20 protein-coding genes and 1 other annotated feature are annotated in these 25,231 nt (G+C 39.4%); of the genes, 9 read left to right on the top strand and 11 right to left on the bottom strand.

The window, feature by feature from the left end; genetic code table 11:
- The first annotated feature begins 43 nt into the window (after positions 1-43).
- The 7 genes from RCP16_RS05210 to mtnB all read left to right on the top strand — a co-directional run bounded on the left by RCP16_RS05210 (position 44) and on the right by mtnB (position 7,587).
- A complete protein-coding gene (locus tag RCP16_RS05210) occupies positions 44-1,264 on the top strand; it encodes a pyridoxal phosphate-dependent aminotransferase (RefSeq protein WP_308641803.1) in 1,221 nt (406 codons plus the stop codon).
- 92 nt (positions 1,265-1,356) lie between these two features.
- Positions 1,357-1,582, top strand: a binding site (T-box leader).
- Positions 1,583-1,646: 64 nt separating this feature from the next.
- Entirely contained in the window at positions 1,647-2,783 is a 1,137-nt protein-coding gene (proB, locus tag RCP16_RS05205) for a glutamate 5-kinase (protein WP_308642447.1), read from the top strand.
- Between the two features lie 47 nt (positions 2,784-2,830).
- A complete protein-coding gene (locus RCP16_RS05200) occupies positions 2,831-4,078 on the top strand; it encodes a glutamate-5-semialdehyde dehydrogenase (protein WP_308641802.1) in 1,248 nt (415 codons plus the stop codon).
- Between the two features lie 110 nt (positions 4,079-4,188).
- Entirely contained in the window at positions 4,189-5,061 is an 873-nt protein-coding gene (gene proC, locus RCP16_RS05195; RefSeq protein ID WP_371748225.1) for a pyrroline-5-carboxylate reductase, read from the top strand.
- On the top strand, positions 5,058-6,272 hold the full coding sequence (locus RCP16_RS05190; protein WP_308641800.1) for a 2,3-diketo-5-methylthiopentyl-1-phosphate enolase: 1,215 nt from the start codon (positions 5,058-5,060) through the stop codon (positions 6,270-6,272). The genes proC and RCP16_RS05190 overlap by 4 nt, the downstream gene beginning before the upstream one ends.
- Positions 6,269-6,946 carry a 2-hydroxy-3-keto-5-methylthiopentenyl-1-phosphate phosphatase gene (locus RCP16_RS05185; RefSeq protein ID WP_308641799.1) on the top strand — a complete coding sequence of 226 codons (678 nt, stop codon included), beginning with the start codon at positions 6,269-6,271 and terminating at the stop codon, positions 6,944-6,946. The genes RCP16_RS05190 and RCP16_RS05185 overlap by 4 nt, the downstream gene beginning before the upstream one ends.
- Positions 6,943-7,587 (top strand): methylthioribulose 1-phosphate dehydratase, encoded by a 645-nt coding sequence (gene mtnB, locus RCP16_RS05180; RefSeq protein ID WP_069327960.1) that lies wholly within the window; start codon positions 6,943-6,945, stop codon positions 7,585-7,587. Before RCP16_RS05185 ends, mtnB begins: the two co-directional genes overlap by 4 nt.
- Positions 7,588-8,052: 465 nt before the next feature.
- Here the strand turns inward: mtnB and RCP16_RS05175 are convergent, their stop codons facing one another.
- From RCP16_RS05175 to RCP16_RS05145, 7 genes are all read right to left on the bottom strand, one after another.
- A complete protein-coding gene (locus RCP16_RS05175; protein WP_241669238.1) occupies positions 8,053-8,484 on the bottom strand; it encodes a LysM peptidoglycan-binding domain-containing protein in 432 nt (143 codons plus the stop codon).
- Positions 8,485-9,587: 1,103 nt separating this feature from the next.
- A complete protein-coding gene (locus RCP16_RS05170) occupies positions 9,588-10,289 on the bottom strand; it encodes a DnaD domain-containing protein (protein ID WP_137220615.1) in 702 nt (233 codons plus the stop codon).
- A gap of 51 nt (positions 10,290-10,340) precedes the next feature.
- A complete protein-coding gene (gene asnS, locus RCP16_RS05165) occupies positions 10,341-11,636 on the bottom strand; it encodes an asparagine--tRNA ligase (RefSeq protein ID WP_069327957.1) in 1,296 nt (431 codons plus the stop codon).
- A gap of 218 nt (positions 11,637-11,854) precedes the next feature.
- On the bottom strand, positions 11,855-13,054 hold the full coding sequence (locus RCP16_RS05160; RefSeq protein ID WP_069327956.1) for an acetate kinase: 1,200 nt from the start codon (positions 13,052-13,054) through the stop codon (positions 11,855-11,857).
- A complete protein-coding gene (locus RCP16_RS05155) occupies positions 13,051-13,923 on the bottom strand; it encodes a 3-hydroxyacyl-CoA dehydrogenase family protein (protein WP_069327955.1) in 873 nt (290 codons plus the stop codon). The genes RCP16_RS05160 and RCP16_RS05155 overlap by 4 nt, the downstream gene beginning before the upstream one ends.
- Positions 13,924-14,185: 262 nt before the next feature.
- Positions 14,186-15,688 (bottom strand): AAA family ATPase, encoded by a 1,503-nt coding sequence (locus RCP16_RS05150; RefSeq protein ID WP_069327954.1) that lies wholly within the window; start codon positions 15,686-15,688, stop codon positions 14,186-14,188.
- A complete protein-coding gene (locus RCP16_RS05145; RefSeq protein WP_308641798.1) occupies positions 15,688-16,215 on the bottom strand; it encodes a hypothetical protein in 528 nt (175 codons plus the stop codon). Before RCP16_RS05145 ends, RCP16_RS05150 begins: the two co-directional genes overlap by 1 nt.
- Before the next feature lie 398 nt (positions 16,216-16,613).
- Here RCP16_RS05145 and RCP16_RS05140 point away from each other — a divergent pair, with 398 nt between their 5' ends.
- Complete coding sequence (locus RCP16_RS05140) at positions 16,614-17,588, top strand: sugar ABC transporter substrate-binding protein (protein ID WP_308641797.1); 975 nt, start codon at positions 16,614-16,616, stop codon at positions 17,586-17,588.
- 24 nt (positions 17,589-17,612) lie between these two features.
- Entirely contained in the window at positions 17,613-19,301 is a 1,689-nt protein-coding gene (locus RCP16_RS05135) for a methyl-accepting chemotaxis protein (RefSeq protein WP_069327951.1), read from the top strand.
- Positions 19,302-19,397: 96 nt separating this feature from the next.
- On the opposite strand, the gene RCP16_RS05130 is transcribed toward RCP16_RS05135, so the two are convergent.
- Genes RCP16_RS05130 through dinG form a run of 4 tightly spaced genes read right to left on the bottom strand, consistent with a single transcriptional unit; the run spans position 19,398 to position 24,815 of the window.
- Positions 19,398-19,946 carry a cell wall elongation regulator TseB-like domain-containing protein gene (locus RCP16_RS05130; RefSeq protein WP_308641796.1) on the bottom strand — a complete coding sequence of 183 codons (549 nt, stop codon included), beginning with the start codon at positions 19,944-19,946 and terminating at the stop codon, positions 19,398-19,400.
- Positions 19,947-19,976: 30 nt separating this feature from the next.
- Complete coding sequence (locus tag RCP16_RS05125; RefSeq protein WP_069327949.1) at positions 19,977-21,284, bottom strand: amidohydrolase; 1,308 nt, start codon at positions 21,282-21,284, stop codon at positions 19,977-19,979.
- Complete coding sequence (locus RCP16_RS05120) at positions 21,277-21,924, bottom strand: redox-sensing transcriptional repressor Rex (RefSeq protein WP_069327948.1); 648 nt, start codon at positions 21,922-21,924, stop codon at positions 21,277-21,279. The genes RCP16_RS05125 and RCP16_RS05120 overlap by 8 nt, the downstream gene beginning before the upstream one ends.
- Positions 21,921-24,815, bottom strand: a complete 2,895-nt coding sequence (gene dinG / locus RCP16_RS05115; RefSeq protein WP_069327947.1) for an ATP-dependent DNA helicase DinG — start codon at positions 24,813-24,815, stop codon at positions 21,921-21,923. Before dinG ends, RCP16_RS05120 begins: the two co-directional genes overlap by 4 nt.
- Positions 24,816-25,231: the final 416 nt, after the last annotated feature.

Genomic DNA, 25,231 nt, shown 5'->3' with positions numbered 1-25,231 from the left:
TTAACAATCATACCATGAATTTAGCGGATACGGAGTGATAACGATGACTACTTCTTCAAACTCAAACCCAAATACAAATGAATTACCAAGTATATCAATACAACCTGCCAGTGTCATGAATCAACTGCCTGAACAATTTTTTGCCAAGCTTGTTCAAAATGTTAATCGTCAGGTTGCCGCAGGGCATGATGTTATTAACTTGGGGCAAGGAAATCCTGATCAACCAACCCCTCCACATATTGTAGAAGAATTACGTGAAGCCGCTGGAAATCCACAGTATCATAAGTACTCGCCTTTTTCCGGTTATTCTTTTCTCAAAGAAGCGGCGGCACAACGTTATAAAGAAGATTATAATGTCGATCTTGATCCTGAGACAGAAGTTGCTATTTTATTCGGTGGCAAAACAGGTCTGATTGAAATTAGCCAAATTATGCTTGAACAAGGGGATGTATGTCTTGTTCCTGATCCGGGGTATCCTGATTACTGGTCTGGTGTTGCACTATCTGGTGCAGAGATGTCCTTTATGCCTTTGACAGAAGAAAATAAATACTTACCAGATTATGATGCAATTGCACCCGAAATATTAGAGAAAGCCAAGTTGATGTTTCTAAATTATCCGAACAACCCTACATCAGCGACAGCTCCTTACTCTTTCTATGAAGAAACAGTACAATTTGCAGCTAAGCATAATATTGTTGTTGCTAGCGATTTTGCTTATGGAGCGATAGGATTTGACGGAGAACAACCGGTGAGCTTTTTACAGATTCCGGGTGCCAAAGAAGTCGGCGTTGAGTTCTATACGTTATCCAAAACGTATAATATGGCTGGCTGGCGTGTTGCTTTTGCTCTAGGAAATAAAGAAATCATTCGTCTGATCAACTTAATGCAAGATCATGTGTATGTGAGTTTGTTTGGAGGTATTCAAGCAGCGGCAGCCAAAGCTTTAACAGAGTCACAACAATGTGTGACTGATCTGGTAGCTACCTATGAATCTCGCCGAAATGCTTTTTTTGCTGAATTGGAAAAAATCGGTTGGGAAGCTCAAGCGCCTAAAGGTTCTTTCTTCGCCTGGTTGCCTACACCTAACGGCATGGGTTCAGAAGAATTTGCCACTTTACTGCTAGAAAAAGCACATGTAGCTGTAGCACCAGGAGTTGGCTTCGGAACCAAAGGTGAAGGATATGTACGTATCGGTCTACTCACTTCTGAAGAACGGTTGCAAGAAGCGGTACGCCGTATTGGCAAGCTAGGATTATTCAAGTAAGTGATGCGGTGCTTGGCAAAAGCGCTTGATCATGCTATTCTAGTTTGCAACAAACAGTTAGCGTAAGCTTCATTGATACGCTATGGATACGAATGATTGTGATGACGGGAACAGTACGTAAACCTGCGGTGTGTATAGAGAGTGAATCCCAGCGGCTGAAAGGATTCGCCACCAGCTCTTACCGAACCTACCCCCGAACTTTTAGCGCCTATAACGCTGAACGGATACCTACCGTTATCTTGGATATTTAAGCCGGACAGAACGATAGATTCTGTCAATAAAGGTGGTACCGCGGAAGCTCAGACTTTCGTCCTTTGCATTGTATGTTGATGTAGAGGATGAAAGTCTTTTTTGTTTATATTGTAACTAAATATAGAAATGGATAGGCAGTTATAAAGGAGTGAACATATTGTCAAATCAGCGTATTGTTGTCAAGATTGGGAGCAGCTCGCTAACCGGACCACAAGGAGGACTTGATCATCAAGCTGTTGATTTTTTTGCAGATGAGATCGCCTCGTTACAGCGTGCAGGGTACTCTGTGCTTTTGGTCACCTCGGGAGCTGTTGCCGCAGGATTTAGAGAAATAGGCTATCCTTCACGTCCCAAGTTGTTACATGAAAAGCAAGCCGCCGCTTCGGTCGGTCAAGCCCTGCTGATGCGTGATTATCAACAAGCTTTTGCACGTCATGGCATAGTTAGTGGACAGATATTGTTAACCCGCAGTGATTTTAACAATCGGAAACGAACAGGCAATGCAACCATGACTATTGAAGAATTGCTGAAGCAAGGGGTTATTCCTATTTTCAATGAAAATGATACGGTATCTGTCGATGAATTGAAATTCGGTGATAATGATACATTATCTGCGCTGGTTGCTAATCTAGCGCGTGCTTCGCAATTGATTATTCTAACGGACATGGAAGGATTGTATAGTGCTGATCCCCGTCATGATCCAACGGCTAAGCGATATGATCGCATTGATGAGATTACCGATGAAATCTATGCGGTTGCTGGAGGTTCCGGTTCTGCGGTAGGTACAGGTGGTATGCGTTCTAAGATTGATGCCGCCAAAATAGCTACTCGCGGCGGTGTACCTGTATTTGTTGGTCGTGTACGTGAAGTCGGTGATCTCAAAGCAGCGATTGATCATCATGGTAAAGGAACGTATTTTGCGACGCATGTCTCTGCACTTTCGATTAAAAAGCAATGGCTTGGCTTCTTATCGACTCCACTGGGCACCCTTATTGTTGATGATGGTGCAGCTCAAGCATTGACTCGTGAATATCGTAGTCTATTACCTGTTGGGATTAAGCAAGTGGAAGGTCAATTCCATGCCGGAGATGTGATTGAAGTGGTGAATCTTCAGCGTGAAGTACTGGGGCGGGGTATCGTCAATTATGATCATGATCAATTACAATTAATCTGTGGTCTACCTAGCTCTGAGGTATCGAAGCGATTAGGTATTGAAGATATCCACCGCTTAGAAGCTGTCCATCGGGATGAATGGGTTTCATTATAATATTTGATTTATACTTTAACTTATTAGGATAGAGGAGGTTTTTTATTATGAGTGAAGTATTACACAAGTCCACTCTTGCCAAACAAGCTTCGACTAGACTAGGTGCATTATCTACTGATGACAAAAATGAAGCGTTATTGATCATGGCCAAAGCGCTCATCTCTCATACAGATGAGATTATTACAGCCAATATCGAAGATTTAGAACGTGGACGGGCACAAGGAACATCGGAATCGATGTTAGACCGCCTACGTCTGGATAGCGTACGGATTGAAGGAATAGCTTCTGCTCTACGTCAAATCGCTGATCTGGATGATCCTGTAGGTGATCTTTTGGAAACGTTAGAACGTCCTAATGGATTGATTATCGAGAAGCTTCGTGTCCCTATTGGAGTGATCGGAATTATCTATGAAGCTCGTCCAAATGTCACTGTCGATGCGGCAGGATTATCTCTCAAAACAGGTAATGCTGTTGTTCTACGTGGCGGTTCTGCTGCCCTTTCTTCTAATCGTAAAATGGTTGAAGTGCTTCATCAAGCGCTTGAACAATCTGCTATTCCACGTGATGCCTTACAACTGATCGAAGATGCAGATCGTGCTTCTGTCAATGAAATGATGAAGCTGAATGGTATTATCGATGTTATTATTCCACGTGGTGGTCATTCTTTAATCCAAAATGTAGTTCAAAATTCAACTGTTCCTGTAATTGAGACGGGAGCAGGCATCTGCCATACCTTTATTGATGCTACAGCAGATCATCAGATGGCATTAGACATAGCGATCAATGCTAAAGTACAGCGTCCTTCCGTCTGTAACTCGATGGAAACACTATTAGTGCATACAGACTATGACCAGACTGCTTTTATCGCGCTTGCTGAAGCTTTACGTGAGGATCAGGTAGAAATTCGGGGTTGCGCAGGAACACGTCAATTGATTCCATGGGCAAAAGAAGTGACTGAACAAGATTATGCTACCGAATATAATGACTATATTTTGAATATCAAAATCGTAGCTAATCTGGATGAAGCATTGCAACATATTGCAACTTATGGCACGATGCACTCGGAATGTATCGTTACCGCTGATGAGAATAATGCCAAACGCTTTATGCAAGAAGTCGATGCCGCTGCTGTGTACCACAATGCTTCTACTCGTTTTACTGATGGATTCGAATTCGGATTCGGGGCTGAAATTGGCATCAGTACACAGAAACTACATGCACGCGGTCCTATGGGATTACCTGCACTCACTTCGACCAAATATCGTATTTACGGAAATGGTCAAATTCGTCAATAATATAACTATGAATCATAGGTTCATAAAAAGGTATTTTGCTCTGCAAAAATCATATTTGATTTAACTAGAAGACGTAGCGCTTGTAATACCAAGTGCTTGAAAGGATGAAAATGATGAGTCACCCTCAATCTTTACAAACGTTAATAACAGAACCTCTTTGTTTTTATGGATCAGGATCTATGGCAGAAGCAATTTTACGAGGGTTAGTGAATCGAGCTGTTGTGGTTCCTGCTCACGTAACAATGCTAAACCGTGGAAATAAGGAACGTTTAGATTATTTAGTACAACGTTACGGTGTTGCTGTCGCTGGAGAAGAATCGACACGTACAGCCGCTTTGCAACAAGCCAAAGTGATTGTACTAGCGATGAAACCTGTCGATGCAGCTCATGCACTTCGTCAGTTAGGACCTACTTTGACAGAAGATCAATTGATTGTTTCTGTAATTGCAGGTTTGGAAGTAGGTACGATTCAGCACTTACTCGGTCGCAAGCAACCTGTAGCACGTACCATGCCCAATACTTCAAGTAGTATCGGACTTGGAGCCACAGGTCTAGTCTTTTCGGAAGAAGTGAGTCTGGAACAACGTCAATTAGTTCATCATCTATTTGAAGCTGTCGGTACGGTAACCGAGATCGAAGAATTTCAAATGGAAACGTTGACCGGTATTTCAGGAAGTGGCCCTGCTTATATTTATTATGTGATGGAATCGATGATTCGTGCAGGGATCGAAGGCGGATTATCTGCTGAGCAAGCACGTGAACTTACGATTCAGACCGTAATTGGTGCTTCTCATATGGTACAACAAACCGGTGAAGAACCTGCTGCTCTGCGTGCCAAAGTTACTTCTCCTAATGGATCAACCGCAGCGGCGATTAAAGTATTTGAAGATGCACATATGCAAGACACGATTGTACGTGGTGTAGAACGCTGTGCAGAACGTTCTCGTGAGATGGGTGCTGCACTCAAGGAGGACAATTCATGAGTTATTGTATAGCTTCTTATCGTTGTTATGATAGTAAAGCTGATTTTCATAAAAAAGCTTCTTCGATTGCAATTGGGATGACGGTCGGTAGCTGGACCGAATTACCTGCCGCCAAGCAAGAATCTATGAAAAAGCATCTAGGTGAAGTCATTTCTGTTGAGGTGAATGAATCCGAACAAGGTGAGCGTTATGCGGATATTCAGATCGCTTACCCTGATGCTAACTTCAGTTCCGATATTCCTGCATTATTGATTACGGTATTTGGTAAAATTTCGATGGATGGTCAGATCAAATTAACCAATTTACAATTGTCAGATACGTTTTTAAGTGCTTTTATGGGCCCTAAATTTGGCATCCAAGGTGTACGAGATATTCTAGGTATTCCTGAACGTCCGTTATTGATGAGTATTTTCAAATCAGTGATCGGTCATGATCTGGATGAATTAACACGTCAATTTACAGCACAAGCTCTAGGTGGCGTGGATCTAATTAAAGACGATGAAATTTTATTTGAAAATGAATTAACGCCAATCGAAAAACGTGTGGCTGCTTGCCGTAAAGCTGCCGATGATGTACAAGCACAAACAGGCAAAAAAGTACTATATGCTGCCAATCTAACCGGTCATACTTTTAAATTAAAAGAACAAGCCAAAAAAGCAATCGATTCAGGAGCCAATGCTCTACTTCTTAATGTATTAGCTTATGGATACGATGTGCTTCATGAACTGGCACGCGATCCTGAGATCAATATTCCAATTATGGCACATCCATCGCTTGCAGGTGCTTATTATCCATCGCCTTATTATGGGATTTCAGCTTCGGTGTTACTGGGTCAATTGATGCGTATTGCGGGTGCTGATCTTGTACTGTTCCCTTCTCCTTATGGCTCAGTAGTCATGCCCAAAGCAGAAAATATGGCGATTCGGGAGCAACTGGTATCCCCAGCCTTGCCTTTCCAGCATAGCTTCCCTGTACCTTCGGCTGGTATTCATCCAGGGCTTGTACCATTGATTCTGAAAGACTTTGGTCATCAGGTAATTATTAATGCTGGTGGCGGTATTCACGGTCATCCCGAAGGTGCTAGCGCGGGTGGTAGAGCTTTCCAACAAGCTATAGATGCTGCATTGGCAGGTACTTCACTTGCTGATTATGCCGCTCAAGGACATGAAGAACTTAGACAAGCATTAGAACTTTGGGGTGGAGAACGATGAGTGTAAGTAAACAACCGATTATTTTTTGTGATTTTGATGGTACGATTACCAATTCCGACAATATTGTTGCGATTATGAAACATTTCTCTCCTCCTGGATATGAAAAGATTATGAATGAAGTCGTCGGAGGTCAACGTTCGATTCGTGATGGTGTAGGTAAAATGTTTGCACTACTGCCTTCTTCACAAAAGCAAGAAATTGTGGATTATGTGATGAATACAGCCGGTATTCGTGAAGGATTTAGCGATTTTCTAGCTTTAGTTCATCGTCATCAGATTCCTTTTTATGTGACCAGCGGTGGAATCGACTTTTTCTTAAAACCATTATTAGCTCCTTTTGATATTGTAGAAGATCATATTTTCTGTAACGGTGCTGACTTTAGTGGTGAACATATTGAGATTGTATGGACTCATCCTTGTGATGAACATTGTCAAAATGATTGCGGAATGTGTAAAACGACGGTTATGCGTCAATTTTCGCCGGATCAATATGAGCGTATCCTTATTGGAGATAGCTTAACTGATTTTGAAGGAGCTAAGATTGCTGATCTGGTCTACTCACGCTCTGTCTTAACAGACAAATGTGTAGAACTAGGGGTCGATCATGTACCTTTCCATACTTTCCATGATATTATTTCAGATTTTGGACAACGAATAGGAGCGATACATTCATGAGTTTTGTTAATATTCCTTTAGAGCATAAGCAAGCGGCATTACAAGAGCTAAGTGGCATCAAAGAGCAATTCGCTGCAAGACATTGGTTTCCAGGTACAAGCGGTAACTTATCGCTTCGTGTAGGCGACTACACGCCTGAGAACTTCCATTTTGCCATTACAGCAAGTGGTAAAGACAAATCAGTAAGCACACCGTCTGATTTCTTATTTGTAGATCAAGATGGTCGTCCTTGTGAGACTACCGGGCTGAAGCCTAGTGCAGAGACATTAATTCATTGCGAAATCTATCGTGAAACCGGTTGTGGTGCCGTATTCCATGTACACACCGTATTCAATAATCTAGTAAGCGAATATTTTGGTGAACAAGGTGAAGTGCCGATTCAAGGATTAGAATTAATAAAAGCATTCAATATCTGGGAAGAAAATGCTGCGATTACGATTCCTGTTCTTCCTAACTATGCTGAAATTCCTAAAATTGCCGAATTGGTATCGGGTGTGTTGAATCAATCGATTCCAGGTATTCTGTTACGTGGACATGGTATCTATGCTTGGGGTCAAAACGCATTTGAAGCCAAACGCCATCTAGAAGCATTTGAGTTTATTTTTGAGTACATCTATCGTGATTTGCTACTAAGAAAATAAAAAGGGTCTCTGTGCCTTTTAAAAGATCGATGAAGTGATGATTTCGTCTATAGGATTAGATGATTTACTCGTATAGACGAAATTAATCTCTCTCTTACATGTCATCCGTTCGTGTTTGAAGATATAAAAATCAATATTAGGGTCATTTTTCTTAAATGAAGCGTTATCATTTTGGAAATATTTGAAAAAAACGTACAAAAAAGCTGACATTATGGTTAATGTCAGCTTTTTTTGTATGTAAAACACAATTTGTTGTTGCCCTTCATCACAAATACCCGTATACTGATTATAAATTAACAACAAGCGTACAGATGAACGAATTGATCTGCATTGCTTCACTTGAATATGTTGCATTTCGTATAAGAAATACCATAATAGAAACCATCTATGGCAGTAGATGGCTTCATGTATATCTTTATTGGTATTTTTCTATCCTATGCTCTTGGCCGATCAGATGGATAAATCTTATTTTTGCGGAATAGTCAATTGGTATCCAGCTGGAAGAAGATTGTTAGCAGCAATCAACTCATCTACAGTTACACCATATTGAGCAGCGATTTCAGTAAGGCTAGCACCTTGTGGAACAACTACAGTTACATTTGTTTTAGCTTGTGCTTCAGTAGCAGGTGTCTTAGCGGCATCTGTTTTTTCTTGTTCTGGAGCAGTTGTTGTTTCGTTAGAAGAACCGAACATTGCATTTACTTGTGCAGATACAGCAGCTTGGTAAGCAGCGTTGTCAGCACGTTTTTCTGCTTTGTCTTTGTTTTTCTCATGGTTAGAATCGTTAGTTGCAGCAGATACTTGGTGTGCTCCCAAAGGTGCTACTACGGATACTGCTCCCAAACTTGCTGCTACTACTGTAGACAATAATACTTTTTGAATTTTGCTGTTCATCATTTTGTATCTCTCCTAATTGAATGTTTTATTTTGTATTACTATGTGTTACGTGTTTGTGTTGATTTTAGATCACTCTATACGCTAACCACTTTAGCTTCTTATGAATAATTATGAGGTAGTAGTCATGTATTTGTAAGTATTCAGTACTTGTTTATCAGGGCAAAAGTAACTTTACTCCTATTTCAAATAAATTGCAACCCTACTGAAATGATTTTTATTATATTTTGCAAAATTAAATGTAACTACATAATAGAAACATACCTAATTAGTTTAGCGCTTACATTTTTCATAAACTTTTTACCATTTTAATATTTACTGTATATTTTTTCACATTCCGTTTACATTTCTGATTTGCTTCTTTTTTGTACATATTCTGTACACATTTTAGTAATGATGTTATATTAATTGACATATCAAGCGTTATTTATATAAAAATATTATCATATAAATACTTTTGGAGTTATAAATCCCTCTCTATATTCTTACATTTAACTTGAAAAATATCCTTTTTAGGTTTGCTACCCTATGTAAATCCCTTGGTTACTCTGTAATCAGTTGTTTTTATTTTTACATTTCTCTTTTATCATTTATACTAGCGATCAATCTACTACATCACTCTTCATGTTATATATACCTCACACCTAACTAGCTAGCTATAATTTTCAATCTTCTTTTATTACAGACAAACTCCTTTTTCCAAATATAGGATAATGTATATTCATGCTTTTTATTGAATAAATAATCTTAAATATTTTCTTTTAGATCCTCCTTAGATTTATATCAAAATGACTTCAAAAAAGAAGATTTTGAGCATAAAAAAATATTTAAAAAGTTTTTAGAAAATCTTCTTTTTTACCTTTTTGAGTCTATTTTGTTCATATAGATTCTCCAAATATTTTCTAAAATATGTACTTCTTTTATCTATCCAAATGAGTACAAATCTTCTCTTCTTCTATTTCATAAATTTCTGCATTTGATCTCTCTATACATTAGATAAATAGATCTAACACAAAAAAGACTGTTTCCCCAAATACTATCGAGGAAACAGCCTTTTGTTTTTTTACACTTTATTTATTAATAGCCATGAAACAGATCCTACCAACTTAGCGTTGACGGAATTTCTGTGTGTGTGCTCTAGCGTCTTCTACTGTACGTACACGGTTGCGATTCCATTCCAGTAAAATACGATCAATGTATCTAAAATGAAGCTTACCTGCAAATACAGCTTCTTTGAGCGCCATTAAAATCAATTCTTCAGCATACCGATCCTGATCGATCCAACTGGAGATCGTTTCGCATTCCATTGGAGATAACGGACGAGCAAATTCTTTTTCAAAAATAATAAAAAGGTTGCGCTCATTCTCTGCTTGCTTATCTGCTTTGGACATCGGTTTGACAGGTTCAGGTAAGACGTCTGAAGAATCAATCATATCCTGCTGCTCTGTAGCCAGTACAGTACCCAGTTTCTCATACAATCCGCTTAGATCATAACGCTCATAGCGAATGCCTGTTAACGGGTCTTCTTCATCTTCAATTAATACAAACCCTGACTTCATTAACTTCTGGATACGAGTAGCGATCAGAGAAGCATCTGCTCCTGTTCTCCATTGTAGTTCTTCAAGTGTCGGGAATTCATTATTTTCAACTTGTCGAAAAGATAGAATTTGAATGAGCAACATTGCTTCCGCATCATCCAGATCTAATGCCTGATAATATTTGAGCAATGCATAAGGCACATTCGCCGTCTGCAAGCCCAAAGCAAAGGCAGCACCTTTAGACCAGGACTTCCATTGTTCTCCGCCCATGTGATTCACCCTTTCTATTGCTCTACGATTAGACATCATCCTACGCAGAGACTAAGGGTACAGACGGTACAACATACGTGGGAATGCAATGGTTTCACGGACATGATCCAATCCACAAATCCATGCTACCGTACGCTCTAGACCTAGACCGAAGCCAGAATGCGGTACGCTTCCGTAAGTACGTAGATCAAGATACCATTTATAAGCTTCTTCAGTCAGGTTATGTTCTTCAAAACGCTGCTTCATTAGCTCTGGATCGTCAATACGTTGTGATCCACCAATAATCTCTCCATATCCTTCAGGTGCGATCATATCCGCACACAATACCACTTCAGGACGTTCAGGATCAGGTTTCATATAGAAAGCTTTGATATCTTTAGGATAGTTGGTAATAAATACAGGCTTGTCATACGCTTCAGCAATCGCTGTCTCGTGTGGCGCACCAAAGTCATTACCCCAAGGAATATCAAAATCTTTACCTTTTAAGAATTCAATCGCTTCATCATATGAAATACGTGGGAATGGCGCTTGAATATTTTCTAATTTAGAAATATCACGCTCCAACGTTTCCAATTCAGTGCGACAATTTTTAAGTACAGATTGTACCACATAAGCTACAAACTGTTCTTGTACACGTAAGCTTTCTTCATGATCTGTAAATGCCATTTCAGGCTCAATCATCCAGAACTCGATCAAGTGACGACGTGTTTTGGATTTCTCTGCACGGAATGTAGGACCAAATGAATACACTTTACCCAATGCCATTGCTGCTGCTTCCATGTACAACTGTCCACTTTGAGTAAGATAAGCATCTTCATCAAAGTATTTGATATGGAACAATTCTGTAGAATCTTCTGCCGCAGATGGAGTTAAGATAGGTGGATCGACTTTGGTAAATCCATTGTCGTTGAAAAATTCTTGTACTGCACGAATAATTTCTGCACGAATCACCATAACAGCACGTTGTCTGTTGGAACGTAACCATAGATGACGATGATCCATCAAGAAATCTGTACCATGCTCTTTAGGTGTAATCGGATAGTTTTCAGTCAAATGGATAATTTCAATCCCTGTAACAGTCATTTCATATCCAGACTTACTACGTGGTTCTTCGCGAATAATCCCTGTTACATACAAAGAACTTTCTTGCGTTAAGCTTTTAGCATCATTCCACAATTCTTCAGATACTTCGCTTTTTACAACAACGCCTTGAATGTAACCGGTACCATCACGTAATTGTAAAAACTGGATTTTACCGCTAGAGCGCTTATTGTTGATCCATGCGCCAATCGTGACAGTCTGTTCAACATGCTCATTTACTTTTTTTATAACGGTTTTGGTCGACATTTATATACTCTCCCTTTTGTTTATTGAGCCATATCAATGAAATAGGTATATGAAAAAGGTCATTCTCAGCAAGAAATCAAAGCAAAAAACGACTTTGCTTTGATTTCTACTGGGAATCTCTTATGTTAACATGATTTAAATCATTTGAATAACATCCATTTACCTATTTTAAATCATTATACAATAAACATCTGCTTGTTTATAATCTGTAGTTTTTCTTACTTTTGAATCAACTTGTACGTATCGCGTGCAATCACAAGTTCTTCATTGGTAGGAACAACCAGTACTTCTACTTTAGAATCCGGTGTAGAAATGCGACGTGGGTCACCAGAACGAATTTTGTTCAATTCTGGATCTAATTTCACACCAAGATACGTTAAGTTTTCGCATACTTTTTCACGAACGATTGCAGAGTTTTCACCGATACCTGCTGTAAAGACGATTACATCTACACCGTCCATAGCAGCTACATAAGAACCGATGTATTTACGCAAACGATATTCAAACATTTCAAAAGCAAGTGTTGAATTTGCATCGCCTTCTGCCATCGCATCTGTAATCTCACGCATATCACTGCTTGAACCTGAAATAGCCATCAGCCCACTATGTTTGTTCAACATAAAGTTAACTTCGCCAATACTCAGTTCTTCTTTGTTCATGACATAAGGTACGATCGCTGGATCTAAATCACCACTACGTGTACCCATAATTAAACCTTCAAGCGGTGTCATGCCCATAGATGTATCTACAGAAATACCATCTTTAACTGCTGTCAAGCTACCACCGTTACCAATATGGCAAGTGATGACTTTAAGTTCTTTTAACGGGCGTTTGAGGTATTCAGCTGCTGCAAGACTTACATAATAGTGAGAAGTGCCGTGGAATCCGTAACGACGCACTTTGTGTTTTTTGTAAAGTACTTTAGGAATAGCATACAAATATGCTTTTTCAGGCATCGTTTGGTGGAATGCTGTATCAAATACAACCACCTGTGGTACATCAGGCATATTCAATTCAACAGCTTCAATCCCCATAATATGTGCAGGGTTATGAAGAGGTGCTAGATCGAATAAGCGACGAATTTCTTTTTTTACATCTTTGTCTACAAGAACAGACTCTTTAAATGATTCTGCTCCTTGTACTACACGGTGTCCTACAGCGTCAATTTCATCTACAGATTTCATAACACCATGTTTCTCATCTGTTAAGCTTTCTAGTACACGACGGATTGCAATCGTATGATCTAGAATTTCGCTTACTGTATTGTATTCTTCGCCGCCTGTAGGCTCATGCACAAGGATAGAAGAATCCATTCCGATTCGCTCTACACGTCCTTTAGCTAGAACACTTTCGTCTGTCATGTTATACAGTTGGTATTTTAGAGAAGAACTACCTGCATTAATTACGAGTACTTTCATATCCGGTCACCATCCTTGTCATACTTGAAGAATCCTTCGCCTGTTTTCACGCCAAGACTACCTGCACGCACCATTTTTTTCAAAATGATTGCCGGGCGGTACTTCAGCTCTCCATATTCACGGAACATACGCTCAAGTGCTGCATTGACTGAATCTAATCCGAAACGGTCAGCCATTTCAAGCGGACCATATTGGAATTGGTAACCAATGCGCATCGAATCATCGATATCTTCAGCAGAAGCTACGCCTTCTTCAAGTACATGCAATGCTTCATTGATCAATAAACAGATAATACGGCTTGTTACAAATCCAGGAGATTCATAAACCATGATTCCGCGTTTGTTTACTGTTTGCTCAATAAAGTTCTTCGTCACTTCAAACGTTTGATCCGATGTACGAAGACCACGAATAATCTCCACTAGATCAATTTTGGATACTGGATAAATAAAGTGCATCCCAATCACGCGTTCTGGGTACATTGTAGAACTAGCCAATTCTGTTAAGCTCAGTGTAGATGTATTACTTGCCAGAATAACGTTGCTTGGACATACTTGATCCAATTGAGCAAAGACTTCTTTTTTCGCTTCTGGATCTTCGCTGATCGTCTCAATAACCAATTCACATGAACTTAGATCTGCAAAATGAGTCACTTTAGCGATTTTGGACAAAATCAATTTTTTCTCTGCATGAGTTAATGCCCATTTCTCCATTTGTTTGTCTAGACTCGTCTCAATCATATCCCAAGCATGGTTCAGCTTGTCCTGTGTTTTCTCAACAAGTAAAACCTCAATGCCCTTCTTAGCAAGCATTTCAGAAATACCTTGTCCCATTGTACCGCCGCCGATAACGCCGACTTTTTTAAAATTCATGGTTTCTTTCCACCCTTCCAATATTCATAAAGTGTATAGACTCATTCTACTTCGTCTATATCCTTTGAAGCCTTTAATTAGTTATCTTCTTTTCTATAGCTTACGTTCATACCTAATACATCGATCGATTGCAATTGATCGAATGTACACGTATATTAAAGCTTAAAAAATCAAAACGTAACGTCAGGCTTTGATATGCTCTCCAACATCTAATAATAGCGTAGCGCAGGCAAAAAGTAAAAAAAAGTACCAGCATTTTAAATTATGCTGGTACATTTGAACTTTTCTTGAACTGTTGTCGAAATTGTTCGCCAGATAACACTTCTTCTTTTAACAAAATGTCTAAAGATGTGTCAAAAATAAGACGGCGACTATCTAGAATTTCCTTGGTACGTCTGGTTAAATCTTCAAGAATTGTATTATTTTCTTTCATTAGTTGTTCTTTAGGAACCATATTCATACTTACAATTCCAAGTCTGGTCAATCCCGATTCCATCATCGTTTGTACAATACTGAGTGCCTGATCAAAATCGCCTCTAGAACCTGTACTCCGTCCTTCATAATACATTTCCTCAGCCGCCGCTCCAGCTAGAGCAATCATAATCTGCTCTTCCAAAAATGGCTTCGTATACAAGTATTGTTCTTGCGCAGGATTATGACGTACATAACCCAGTGCTTGTCCACGCGGACTAAGCGCTACTTGTCCTACACTGCCCGGACGAACCACTTCAGCCATAATCGCATGTCCTAGTTCATGAATAGCGACACGACGCTTTTCTTCGACACTGGATTCACGATCTGTTTTTTCACCCATCATGACTTTATCAATCGCCATAGATAAATGACTTTGCAAAATATGATCTGCATTCTGACGCATCGCATAGATTGCACCTTCATTCATCACGCTTTCTAATTGAGCCCCAGAGAATCCATATGCTTCTTCTGCTAATTTATCCAGATCCGTTTCTTCTCCAAGCGGTTTGTTTGCTGCATGAAGCTCTAGAATATGCTTACGACCTTTTTTGTCAGGTAGATCCACTTGAATATGACGATCAAAACGACCCGGGCGTAACAATGCACTATCCAGCATTTCTTTACGGTTGGTTGCTGCAATAATTAGGATACGTGGAGCTTCATTACTGTAGATCCCATCCATCTCGGTTAACAGCTGGTTCAACGTCTGATCATACTCACGTTGTTGTCCACCTTCACGTTTACCACCAATAACATCTATTTCATCGATAAAAATAATCGCGCTTTGCTTATTTTCTTTGGCGGCACGAGTACGAGCGTCTTTGAATAGATCACGGATACGCCCTGCACCAACACCGACATACATTTCTACAAATTCACTACCTGAAGCACTTACAAATACAGAATCGGTATAATGAGCAGCCGCTTTGGCCATCAATGTTTTACCTGTCCCCGGAGGACCTGTCAGCAAGATACCTTTTAACGGACGAATTCCGAATTTGTTCATTTCATCATGACGAACAAGAAAATCAAGGGCTTCACGCAATTCGCGCTTAGCATTGTCCTGACCACCAATTTGTTCAAACGTTAATTTGAGCGGACCATTTTTTTTACGTTTTCGTTCTTGAGCAGCACCTACAGCTAATCCACCACGCATTTGCAGAACCAAAAATGTTCCACCAGCCAGAGCAGCAATCAATAGTAATGGTAAAATATTATACCCTATAAAAATAAGAAAAATGAGTAATACAGGTACAAATCCAATAACAATCTCTTTTGTTGATTTAGGCATTAGGCGCTTCCTCCTGTGACTTGGGAATGACGTGGCAAGATCAGGAATTTGCTTCCTTTACCATTGCTCAAAGATACGTATACATTACGTTCATCCATTTCTGCTTTCACTTGAATATCTTTATTGGCTTGCATAATATTTTCAACCGTTTGCGGAATTTCAGTGTATTTTTGAGTAGCCATTGCTTGAGAGACAGAGAACATTGCATTTTCCCATACTTTATCTAGTTCTGTATTGGAGTGATCAGTGACTTCAAGTTGAAGTGTACGTTTTCCCCAAATATCTGTTCCTTGCTTATTCAATAGTTGTACCAAACCACCTAAATCTGCGGAAGGTGCAAGATCGAGTTTCAACATGACTTCTTTTGGGTTAATACTAATATGAGAGTTATTGACCCCAGGATAGTTCTGTACAATTTTTGTTAGCGGACTGTAGAGAGTCAGCTGACGATACGTAAACCATCCACCAAAAAGTAAAGTGGCAGATACGATTACAGTAATAAAAATAGGCATGATACGGAGTTTCATATACGTCCTCCTTTAATGTAGTCAACACGATGTACATAGCAACATATATTTTATTTCGGCATCTTCTAGCCTATCGGTAACAGTTAATGGATAGGTTTTTTTGTTATGTTCACATTTATTTATCTATATCTAGTATATCATATGTGTTTTTTGATTTCTAATAGCACTACTTTTAGTAATATTCAGCCCTTTCTCTTTTCCCCTTTAAAATAAATAAAACTCCCTATTATTAAAAATACACCCTGTGTCGATATACTTTATATCTTGTCACATTTTGTCCTCATTTAAATTGTTTTCAAAATGTAAACGTTATATATTTCTAAAAATGAATAGTATGGAGGTTAGGCAATGCGCGTATTTTTTCGGTTTCCCCCGCTCTTTTGTTGATCGCTCTGATTGTGCTTATTTCGGGTTGTACTTCTAGCCCTTCTGTAGCTCCTGTTACAACCGATTCTACTGCCTCTTCTACAACTACAGCAGCAACAACTCCTACAACTACGACTAACACAGCAGGAAAGATCACTATTGGTGTATCTATTCCAGATATGAATGATCGCTTTATCAGTTATGTAGAGGCTGGTATGGAAGACTATGCCAAAACACAACCTGATGTCACTGTCACTTATGCGGATGCCAAAAATGATCCTTCTATTCAACTTCAACAAATCAAAGAATTTATTGCTCAGGATGTCAAAGCAATTGCTTTTTTACCGATGGACGCTACTATTTCCAAAACGATTGTAGATTTAGCTAATCAAGCGAATATTCCTATTATTGCGGTAAATCGTACATTTAAAGAATTAACAACTACCACATCTTACATCGGCTCTGATTCTTTGACTGCCGGTACACTTCAAATGAACGAAGTGGCTAAATTGTTAGGTGGCAAAGGTAATATTGCCATTATGGATGGCGATATGGGTAGTGATGCCCAGATAAACCGTACTCAAGGTAACAAGGACGTTATTGCCAAATATCCGAATATGAAGATCGTTTTTGAAGAAACCGCTAATTATGATCGTGCTAAAGGTATGGCATTGATGGCTAAATGGTTAGCATCCGGTCAAAAAATTGATGCGGTGGTAGCCAATAACGATGAAATGATTATTGGCGCTATTTTGGCGGCACAAGTGGAAGGTCAAGATCAAAATATTATATTTGCCGGTGTCGATGGTACGATGGATGCTCTTAATTTTATGAAAGCCAATAAGTTAAAAGTCTCTGTTTATCAAAATGCGGCTGCTCAAGGATCTCAAGGACTCAAAACTACGATTGAAGCTGCAAATGGTAAACAAGTCGAAAAAGAAATCATTATTCCTTATGAATTAATTACCGAAGCCAATACAGAAAAGTATATTGCCAAATGGAAATGATTATATATAAAGGAGTGGTCTCTGATGCGTCTATCTATCCTGCATAAGCTTTTAGCTGGATTTCTTGCCATTGCCCTGATTGCTGGCTGTGCAGGAGTCATTTATATTATGTCTCTACAACAAATACAAAAATCAATGAGTACAATTCTAGATCGTTATGTCACACTTAAATCGCAAGCCGATAATTTGAAATTTTATGCGACCAGTCAAAATGGATATATGCAGACCTATATGTTAAGTCGTGATTCTTATTATGGTTCTCAATTATTAAGTACCAACGATCAGACGACTCAACTTTTAACAGATATGAAAAGTCTAGTCGTCTCTACTGAAGATACTGAAAAAATAGATTACATGCTCAAAATGAATGACTATTACAAAACACATGCTCAAGAATTATTTAACCTTCCTCCTACACAGCTGGATCAGTCTTATCTCGATATCATTACAAGCGTTATTCCTGTAGGTAGTGTTATTGTTAAATTTGCTCAACAATTTTCAGATCAGCAAGATGCTCTTATGGAAACTGCTAAAAATGAAAATCTGCAAAAAGTATTACATGCTCGTCAACTAGCAATTACGATCAGCGTTATTAACTTTGCTCTAGCTATTATCATCGGTATCATTATTTCTCGTCTGATCTCCAAGCCATTACAGAAATTAAATAAAGCGGCTAAAGCGATATCTACAGGTGATCTTAATATTGAAGATGTAACCGTCAAGCAAAAAGATGAACTAGGCGAGCTAGCGTTTTCTTTTAACAGTATGAAAAATAATCTGCGGCATCTCGTTCATGAAATTAATGATAATGCAGCACAAGTCATTTCTATTTCTAGAGATGTAGCAAGCGGAACATCTGAAACAGGCAAAGCAGCAGAACATGTAGCTGATATTATGTCAGACCTCTCAAATAGTACCCAAGATCAGGTCAAAATTGTTGAAGGTGGTCTACAAGCTGTATATGATGTGAATAAAGATATTCAGCAGATCGATCAAAGCAGTCAACAAGCAATGAATGTCGCTCAACAAGCACAGACACAAGCTTTACTAGGTGATAAAGAAATATCTCATGTTATGAATCAAATGGATCAAATTCAGCAGCGGATGAGTAAGCTGGAAATCATTATTTCGTCGCTTAACAAACGCTCTAGTGAAATCGAAGAAATCAATAATGCTATTTCTTCGATCGCTTCTCAAACAGGTCTATTATCACTGAATGCTGCGATTGAAGCGGCTCGGGCTGGAGAACATGGACGTGGATTTGCTGTAGTAACCTCCGAAATTCGCAAACTATCCAATGAAACCAATGATTCTGTTAAACGTGTTAAAGAACTCGTGAATACGATTCAGAATGAGACTAGAGGTGCAACTGAATCGGTTGAAAGTATGGTTAAAGAAGTGAGTCAAGGTATCACGGCTGCCCATTCTGTAGGCAATCTGTTCAATACGATCAAAACTTTGACCGATCACACTACTGCCGAGATTAAAGAAGTCACCGATTCGCTTCATCATTTATCCGGTCATTCGGAGAAAATTGTAAAATCGATGGAAAATATTTCAGGATTAACCGATCATGTCGCTTCAAATACCGAAAGTGTAAGTGCGGCTACAGAAGAGCAGTTAGCTTTCCTTGAAGAAAGCACAGCGCATACGGCTACACTTCATGCGATGGCAGAGAAATTACAGAGTACTGTTTTACAATTCCGCTTATAATCCTATATACCTCCACTGCAACAAAAAAAGCATGATCTGGATGAATTCATACGCTGAATTCAAAAGATCATGCTTTTTTGATTTACTCTTCTTGTGTCAATCTTCTTGACCTGTTCCTTTTAATGTTGCTGGCAGTTCCATGGGTTCACTTAATTTAGCTCCATCACGGAAATTATAAAAAATATAATAGTAACGTTCATTGAGTTTGACAAAGACTTGCCATGCATATTTTCCTTTGAATGAACCGGGAACAATACGTACAGCTTCTGCTCCAGGCAGATCATTTTGTAGTAAAGCATTTACTTTTTCATATGTCACTGTACCTGCTGTTTTCTCAACATGTACGGCATTAGCACCTTCAGCGACTGAGCCATCAATATTGAACTTTACCCAGACCATAAGGTCTTCTTGTGCTGTGTTCTTACCTTCAACTACCCAATACGTTGAAGTATCTGTCCAGACAGAATTAAATGTACGTGTCACAGATACGATATCAGCCTTTTCCTGTGCACTGTTGATCGCCAGCTGCTCTTTACTCCATGGCTGCGCCATAACATGAACATAAAATTGATTAACACCTAATACAAGCAATCCTACTACTACAATAATGATTGCGATCCATTTTCCACTTCCCAAATTTCGCAAAACACGCCATCCTTTCCTGTCGACTTCCGGTTAGCGTTTGAGCAAACCTTCAAAAGCACTTTGGGCTTCATGACGAATTTTTTCTTCATCCAGTGTTAATGATATACCATCTTTGATTAATTGCTTACCATCTACCCAGACATGCAATACATCTTTAGCTGATGCAGAATAAATGGTATGTGAGATAAAATCAGTACGTGGCAAGAAATGCGGTTGATCTACATTTAATGCCGTAATATCGGCTTTCATACCGACAGCAAATGTACCTACGTCATTCAAAAATACAGATTTCGCACCGTATTCTGTACCCATTTTCAATGCTTCTAATGCAGGTACCGCTGTTGGATCTCCGGATACTCCTTTATGAATAAGAGCTGCCAAACGCATCTCTTCAAACATATCCAAGTTGTTATTACTTGCCGGGCCATCTGTTCCTAAAGAAACGACTACACCTGCACGCAATAAATCAGGAACACGAGCAACACCACTTGCTAATTTCAGATTACTACCCGGATTATGCGAAACAGCTACTTTATGTTGCGCCAGCATTTCGATCTCTTCATCATTCAAATGAACAGCATGTGCCAAAAGGGCTGGACGCGTGAAAAATCCTAATTTCTCCAAATGAGCTACAGGACGTAATCCATAATCAGTTACATTTAATTGTACTTCAGCTAACGTCTCAGACATATGTGTATGCAGCGGCAAATCCAAGTCATGTGCTGCTTGTACAAATTGTTCGATGTATGCAGGAGGACATGTATACGGCGCATGTGGAGACATCATCGTTGTAATACGTCCATCAGCTTGACCATGCCAATCCCGTGCAAAGTCGATAGATTGTTGTAACTTTTGCTTTTGCTCTTCTTCTGAACATAAGCCGATAACACCACGCATCAATACAGCACGCATTCCTGATTGCTCTACGACTTCAGCAACACGTTCTGAACGATCATACATATCCAGGAATGTCGTAGTACCGCCTTTTAACATTTCAAGTACAGATAATGATGTTCCCCAGTATACATCGTCACTTGTAAACTTCGCTTCCATCGGCCACATTTTTTCCTGTAACCATACTTGTAGTGCAAGGTCGTCGCCATATCCACGTAGCAAAGACATTGCCGCATGACCATGACTGTTCACTAGACCCGGGATAAAGAACAAATGATTACCATCGACTACTGTTGTTCCTTCTTCAATCACAGGCTCTTCTTCTCCAAGATAAGTGATCCATCCATCTTCAATCACCATATGTCCGAAAAGCATCGATTTTTCTTCACTCATTACAGCAAACATACCGTTTTTGATAACCCATTTGTTCGAGGTGTTATTCATTAGTTTCATGTTCCTTTCCATCTTCCAGATAATAGGCAAGGCTTAGTAAGTCCGTTGTAAAATCAGCAGTGTGTACACGAATATGCGGTGGAGCTTTCAAAATAATCGGTGCAAAGTTCAAAATGGCTTCGATCCCTGCTTCAATCAATTGATCTGCTACACGCTGTGCTTCAATATTAGGCACAGTAATAATACCAATACGAATACTTTTCGCTTTGACTGTTGCTCCAAGTTCTTCGATCGGTTGTACAACTAATGTATTGATCATCGAACCGACTTTGGGTTCAAGAGAATCAAACACAGCTACGATTTTCATCGTTTCTTTCAAATACATATTATAGTTCGAAAGGGCATGCCCTAGATTACCTGCACCTACAAGTGCGACATTGATCTGTTGATCTAATTTTAAAATATGACGTATTTTCTCAATCAGATAAGATACATCATACCCGATTCCTTTACGTCCAAAATCTCCAAAATAAGCTAAGTCTTTGCGAATTTGTGCTGGATTCAAATCTAATTTTTGTCCCAATTCTTGCGAAGACACTGTGGGAACTTCACGGGTGTGAAGTTCGTTCAGATATCTAAGGTATACAGGTAGTCTTCGCACGACTGCTTCTGATATTTTGTCGGATTTCATGCTTGCTCCCCCTCTTGATTTACAGTTTCCTTTTCAGGTTCGGCCTGGCTAAGCCATTCTGTAATACGGGGTACCATCTGCTCTGTCGGCATATGTTCCATTTTGGGACCGGGTAATGAATATAGAAAATGCTTGCCATAATAGGACTCGATCACACGAGTGTCATAGACAATAACGATTCCCCGATCACTAGATGTCCGTACTAATCTACCAAAACCTTGTTTGAAACGGATAACTGCTTGCGGTACAGATAATTTCATAAATGGATTTTTCTTTTCTTTTTTAAGCCGTTCGCTTTTGGCTTCTAGCAATGGATGATTGGGCGGTTGAAAAGGTAATCGTACAATCGCCAGACATGTTAATGCTTCGCCCGGAATATCGACACCTTCCCAGAAGCTACTTGTTCCAAGCAATACAGAAGCAGAACGCTCCTGGAATCTACGAGTAAGCTTCGTCCGACTCCCTCCATCAACGCCTTGACCAAATACAGCAATATCACTATGTGATAACTTCTCTTTTAATGGCTCATACACCTGCTTGAGCATTCGATATGAGGTAAATAAAACCATCATTCGTCCTTGCGTTGCTTTGGCAGTCTCTGCTAACGAGTTCGCTAATGTATCTACAAAGAAGGCATCACCGACACTGCCTTTGACACTTGGAAAGTCACGTGGAATCAACAATAGCGATTGCTCACGATAATTAAAAGGTGAAGATAACTGTTCAGTCATCAATCTGCCTTCTTTTTCCGCTTCGACAAGTCCCAGTTGTTCAATCATATATTGGAATTTCTTTTCTATTGATAATGTTGCAGATGTTAGAATAATACTTTTCTTTTTATCGAAAAAGTACTCTTTCAATTGCTTGCTCACATCCACAGGCACAGCATACATCTGTAAAGACTTACTACGATAATTTCCATTAGCTTCATACCAGTAGACCGTATCTGTACTTTCCAGCTTCACAAATTGACGTAGATCGTCTCGAACGACAGTCAAATCTTTGAATAGACCCGATACATCAGTCACCAGACTATCTGTGCCCAACTGTTCATCGCTTTCTTTGATCTGATTCATTACTTGTTCGCCTTTACGAATCAATTGACTCAGTCCGATATGGATCTGATTCTCCAAATCCGTAATTACCGTCCATTCTGTTGGTTGCTTCTCAGGTAACAAACGTAATGTAAATTGTCCAGCTTCTCCCGGAGCAGCATCACTACGCTGAGGTAATAAAGCAAATAATAATTCACTCAATTTGTCCCAGTTTTCTTTGACATCTACAATTTCAGGATATAGATTATCTATCGCTATCGCCCAATCCATACCACGCTCATTACCAGATGAACCTAACTGTTGACGCAAAATAGCCAGCTGACCATTTTTACTGTCTTTGAACAAACGAAGTAACGGATGAACCAATGTGAAATATTTCATATGCATACCCAAGTGCTTACCTGCTACATCTTCTAAATGATGCGCTTCATCAATCACCAATCGATCATAAGCAGGCAATAATTGGTGCCCTGCTTTGACATCGGTAAATAATTTGGAATGGTTCGTAATAACGACATCAGCTGTACCTGCTTCATGCTTCGCACGATGGTAGAAGCATTTGCGGAACCACGGACATGCACGACCAAGACAAGAATCGGTATCACTCGCTACCGTCTCCCAGAAATCGGCTCCACGGTTACCCATATTCAGCTCTTCATCATCACCGGTTTCCGTCGAATTTAACCAGACAATCATTTGAGCTGCAATCAATACATCTTCTTTAGGACTTTGAAATTCTTTTGTATTTATTTTATGCTCAAATTTGCGCAGACACAAATAATGCTGGCGTCCTTTAAATACGGCAGCACGAAATGCAAATGGAATCACTTGAGTCAGTAATGGAATATCCCGTTCTCGTAACTGTTCTTGCAAATTAATCGTATGTGTACTTACCATCACACGATCGTTTTCTTTCACGCTATGATAAATCGAAGGTAATAAATAACCTAACGATTTGCCCGTTCCTGTTCCTGCTTCGATCAATAGATGTTTATCATCCGTCATCGCTTTGATTACTTCTTCAAACATCCGATTCTGCGGTTCACGTTCTTCATAATGAGGAAGTAAATTACGCAAATTCTGTTTGACTTGCTCCAAAAATTCATCAAAGGACACATCGGCAAGTGGCATATTTCCACGCTCTTCATGAGCAGGTAAAATCTCATTCCAATCGCCTACTTTTAACGCCAATTGACGGAAAAAGCGATGTTCGTCTAAATCTTGAATCGGTTGTGCTTCTTTCTCCATCCGTACTCCATCAAAATACCAACCTAGATCGCTATCCTGATTATCAAATAGTTCGGATAATCGTTGTACCGTAATCAATGGGAGGTCATTCAATTCTTCCAAACATTTCAGAAATACATGAGCTGTCGCTAACGCATCGCTATCTGCTTGATGAGGACGATCATGGACAAATCCTAAATCTTTACTGACCATACTTAACTGATAACTTGAAAGATTCGGAAAAAAAATACGCAATAAATCCATAGTATCTAATACTCGACCTGTAAAAGCCAAATATCCGGTCTGATCCAAAGCTCGTTGTAAAAATCCTAAATCAAATCCAACGTTATGCCCAACAAGCACAGCGTCTTCTAGTAGAGGAATCATCTCCAAAATGACATCATCCAACTCTGGAGCGTCGACTACATCTTCATTTTTAATTCCAGTTAAACCTTCTATAAAAGGAGGAATAGGCACTCCTGGCTTCACCATAGAAGAATATACGGTGGAAATACTTAAATCATGATCTATAATGGCAAGCCCAACTTGAATAATATCATCGGTGGACTGAGTACCTGTGGTCTCAAAATCCAGTACGGCAAATTTCATGGATGTCTAAATCCTCTCCTTGCTGTCGTCTCAACCTGATGTCGAAATGTTCACCTATCAGCATACCAGAAGAAGACGGTTTTGAAAATCAAAGGGTGGGTGGTTATTTAAATTTTAGCTTTTCTAGGGGTGGCGCTGCGAGGAGAAAATCGTTCTTGTCGTCGCTTGTTGTAAATGAATCCTTTAAATGACTGCTTCACAGTCAGGATTCATTTACAAAGGCGAGCGCTTCGCTCTTTCAGAATGATTTTCTCCTCTCCGCTGGTGTAGGTGGATAAGCATAATTTTGAATAACTCGTTTAGGAAGAAGCAGGAAATGAGGAACATATATAGAGTTACATAAAATATCATATAGCTTTAAATTGTGTGAATTTTAATTTACCCATATTGAGTAGCATCTGTTATATTAGTAAAGG

It is taken from the genome of Paenibacillus nuruki (assembly GCF_963311185.1).
Taxonomy (GTDB): Bacteria; Bacillota; Bacilli; order Paenibacillales; family Paenibacillaceae; genus Saccharibacillus; species Saccharibacillus nuruki.
Note: the sequence above shows the minus strand (reverse complement) of the source record. Positions and strands in the feature narration are given on the sequence as shown.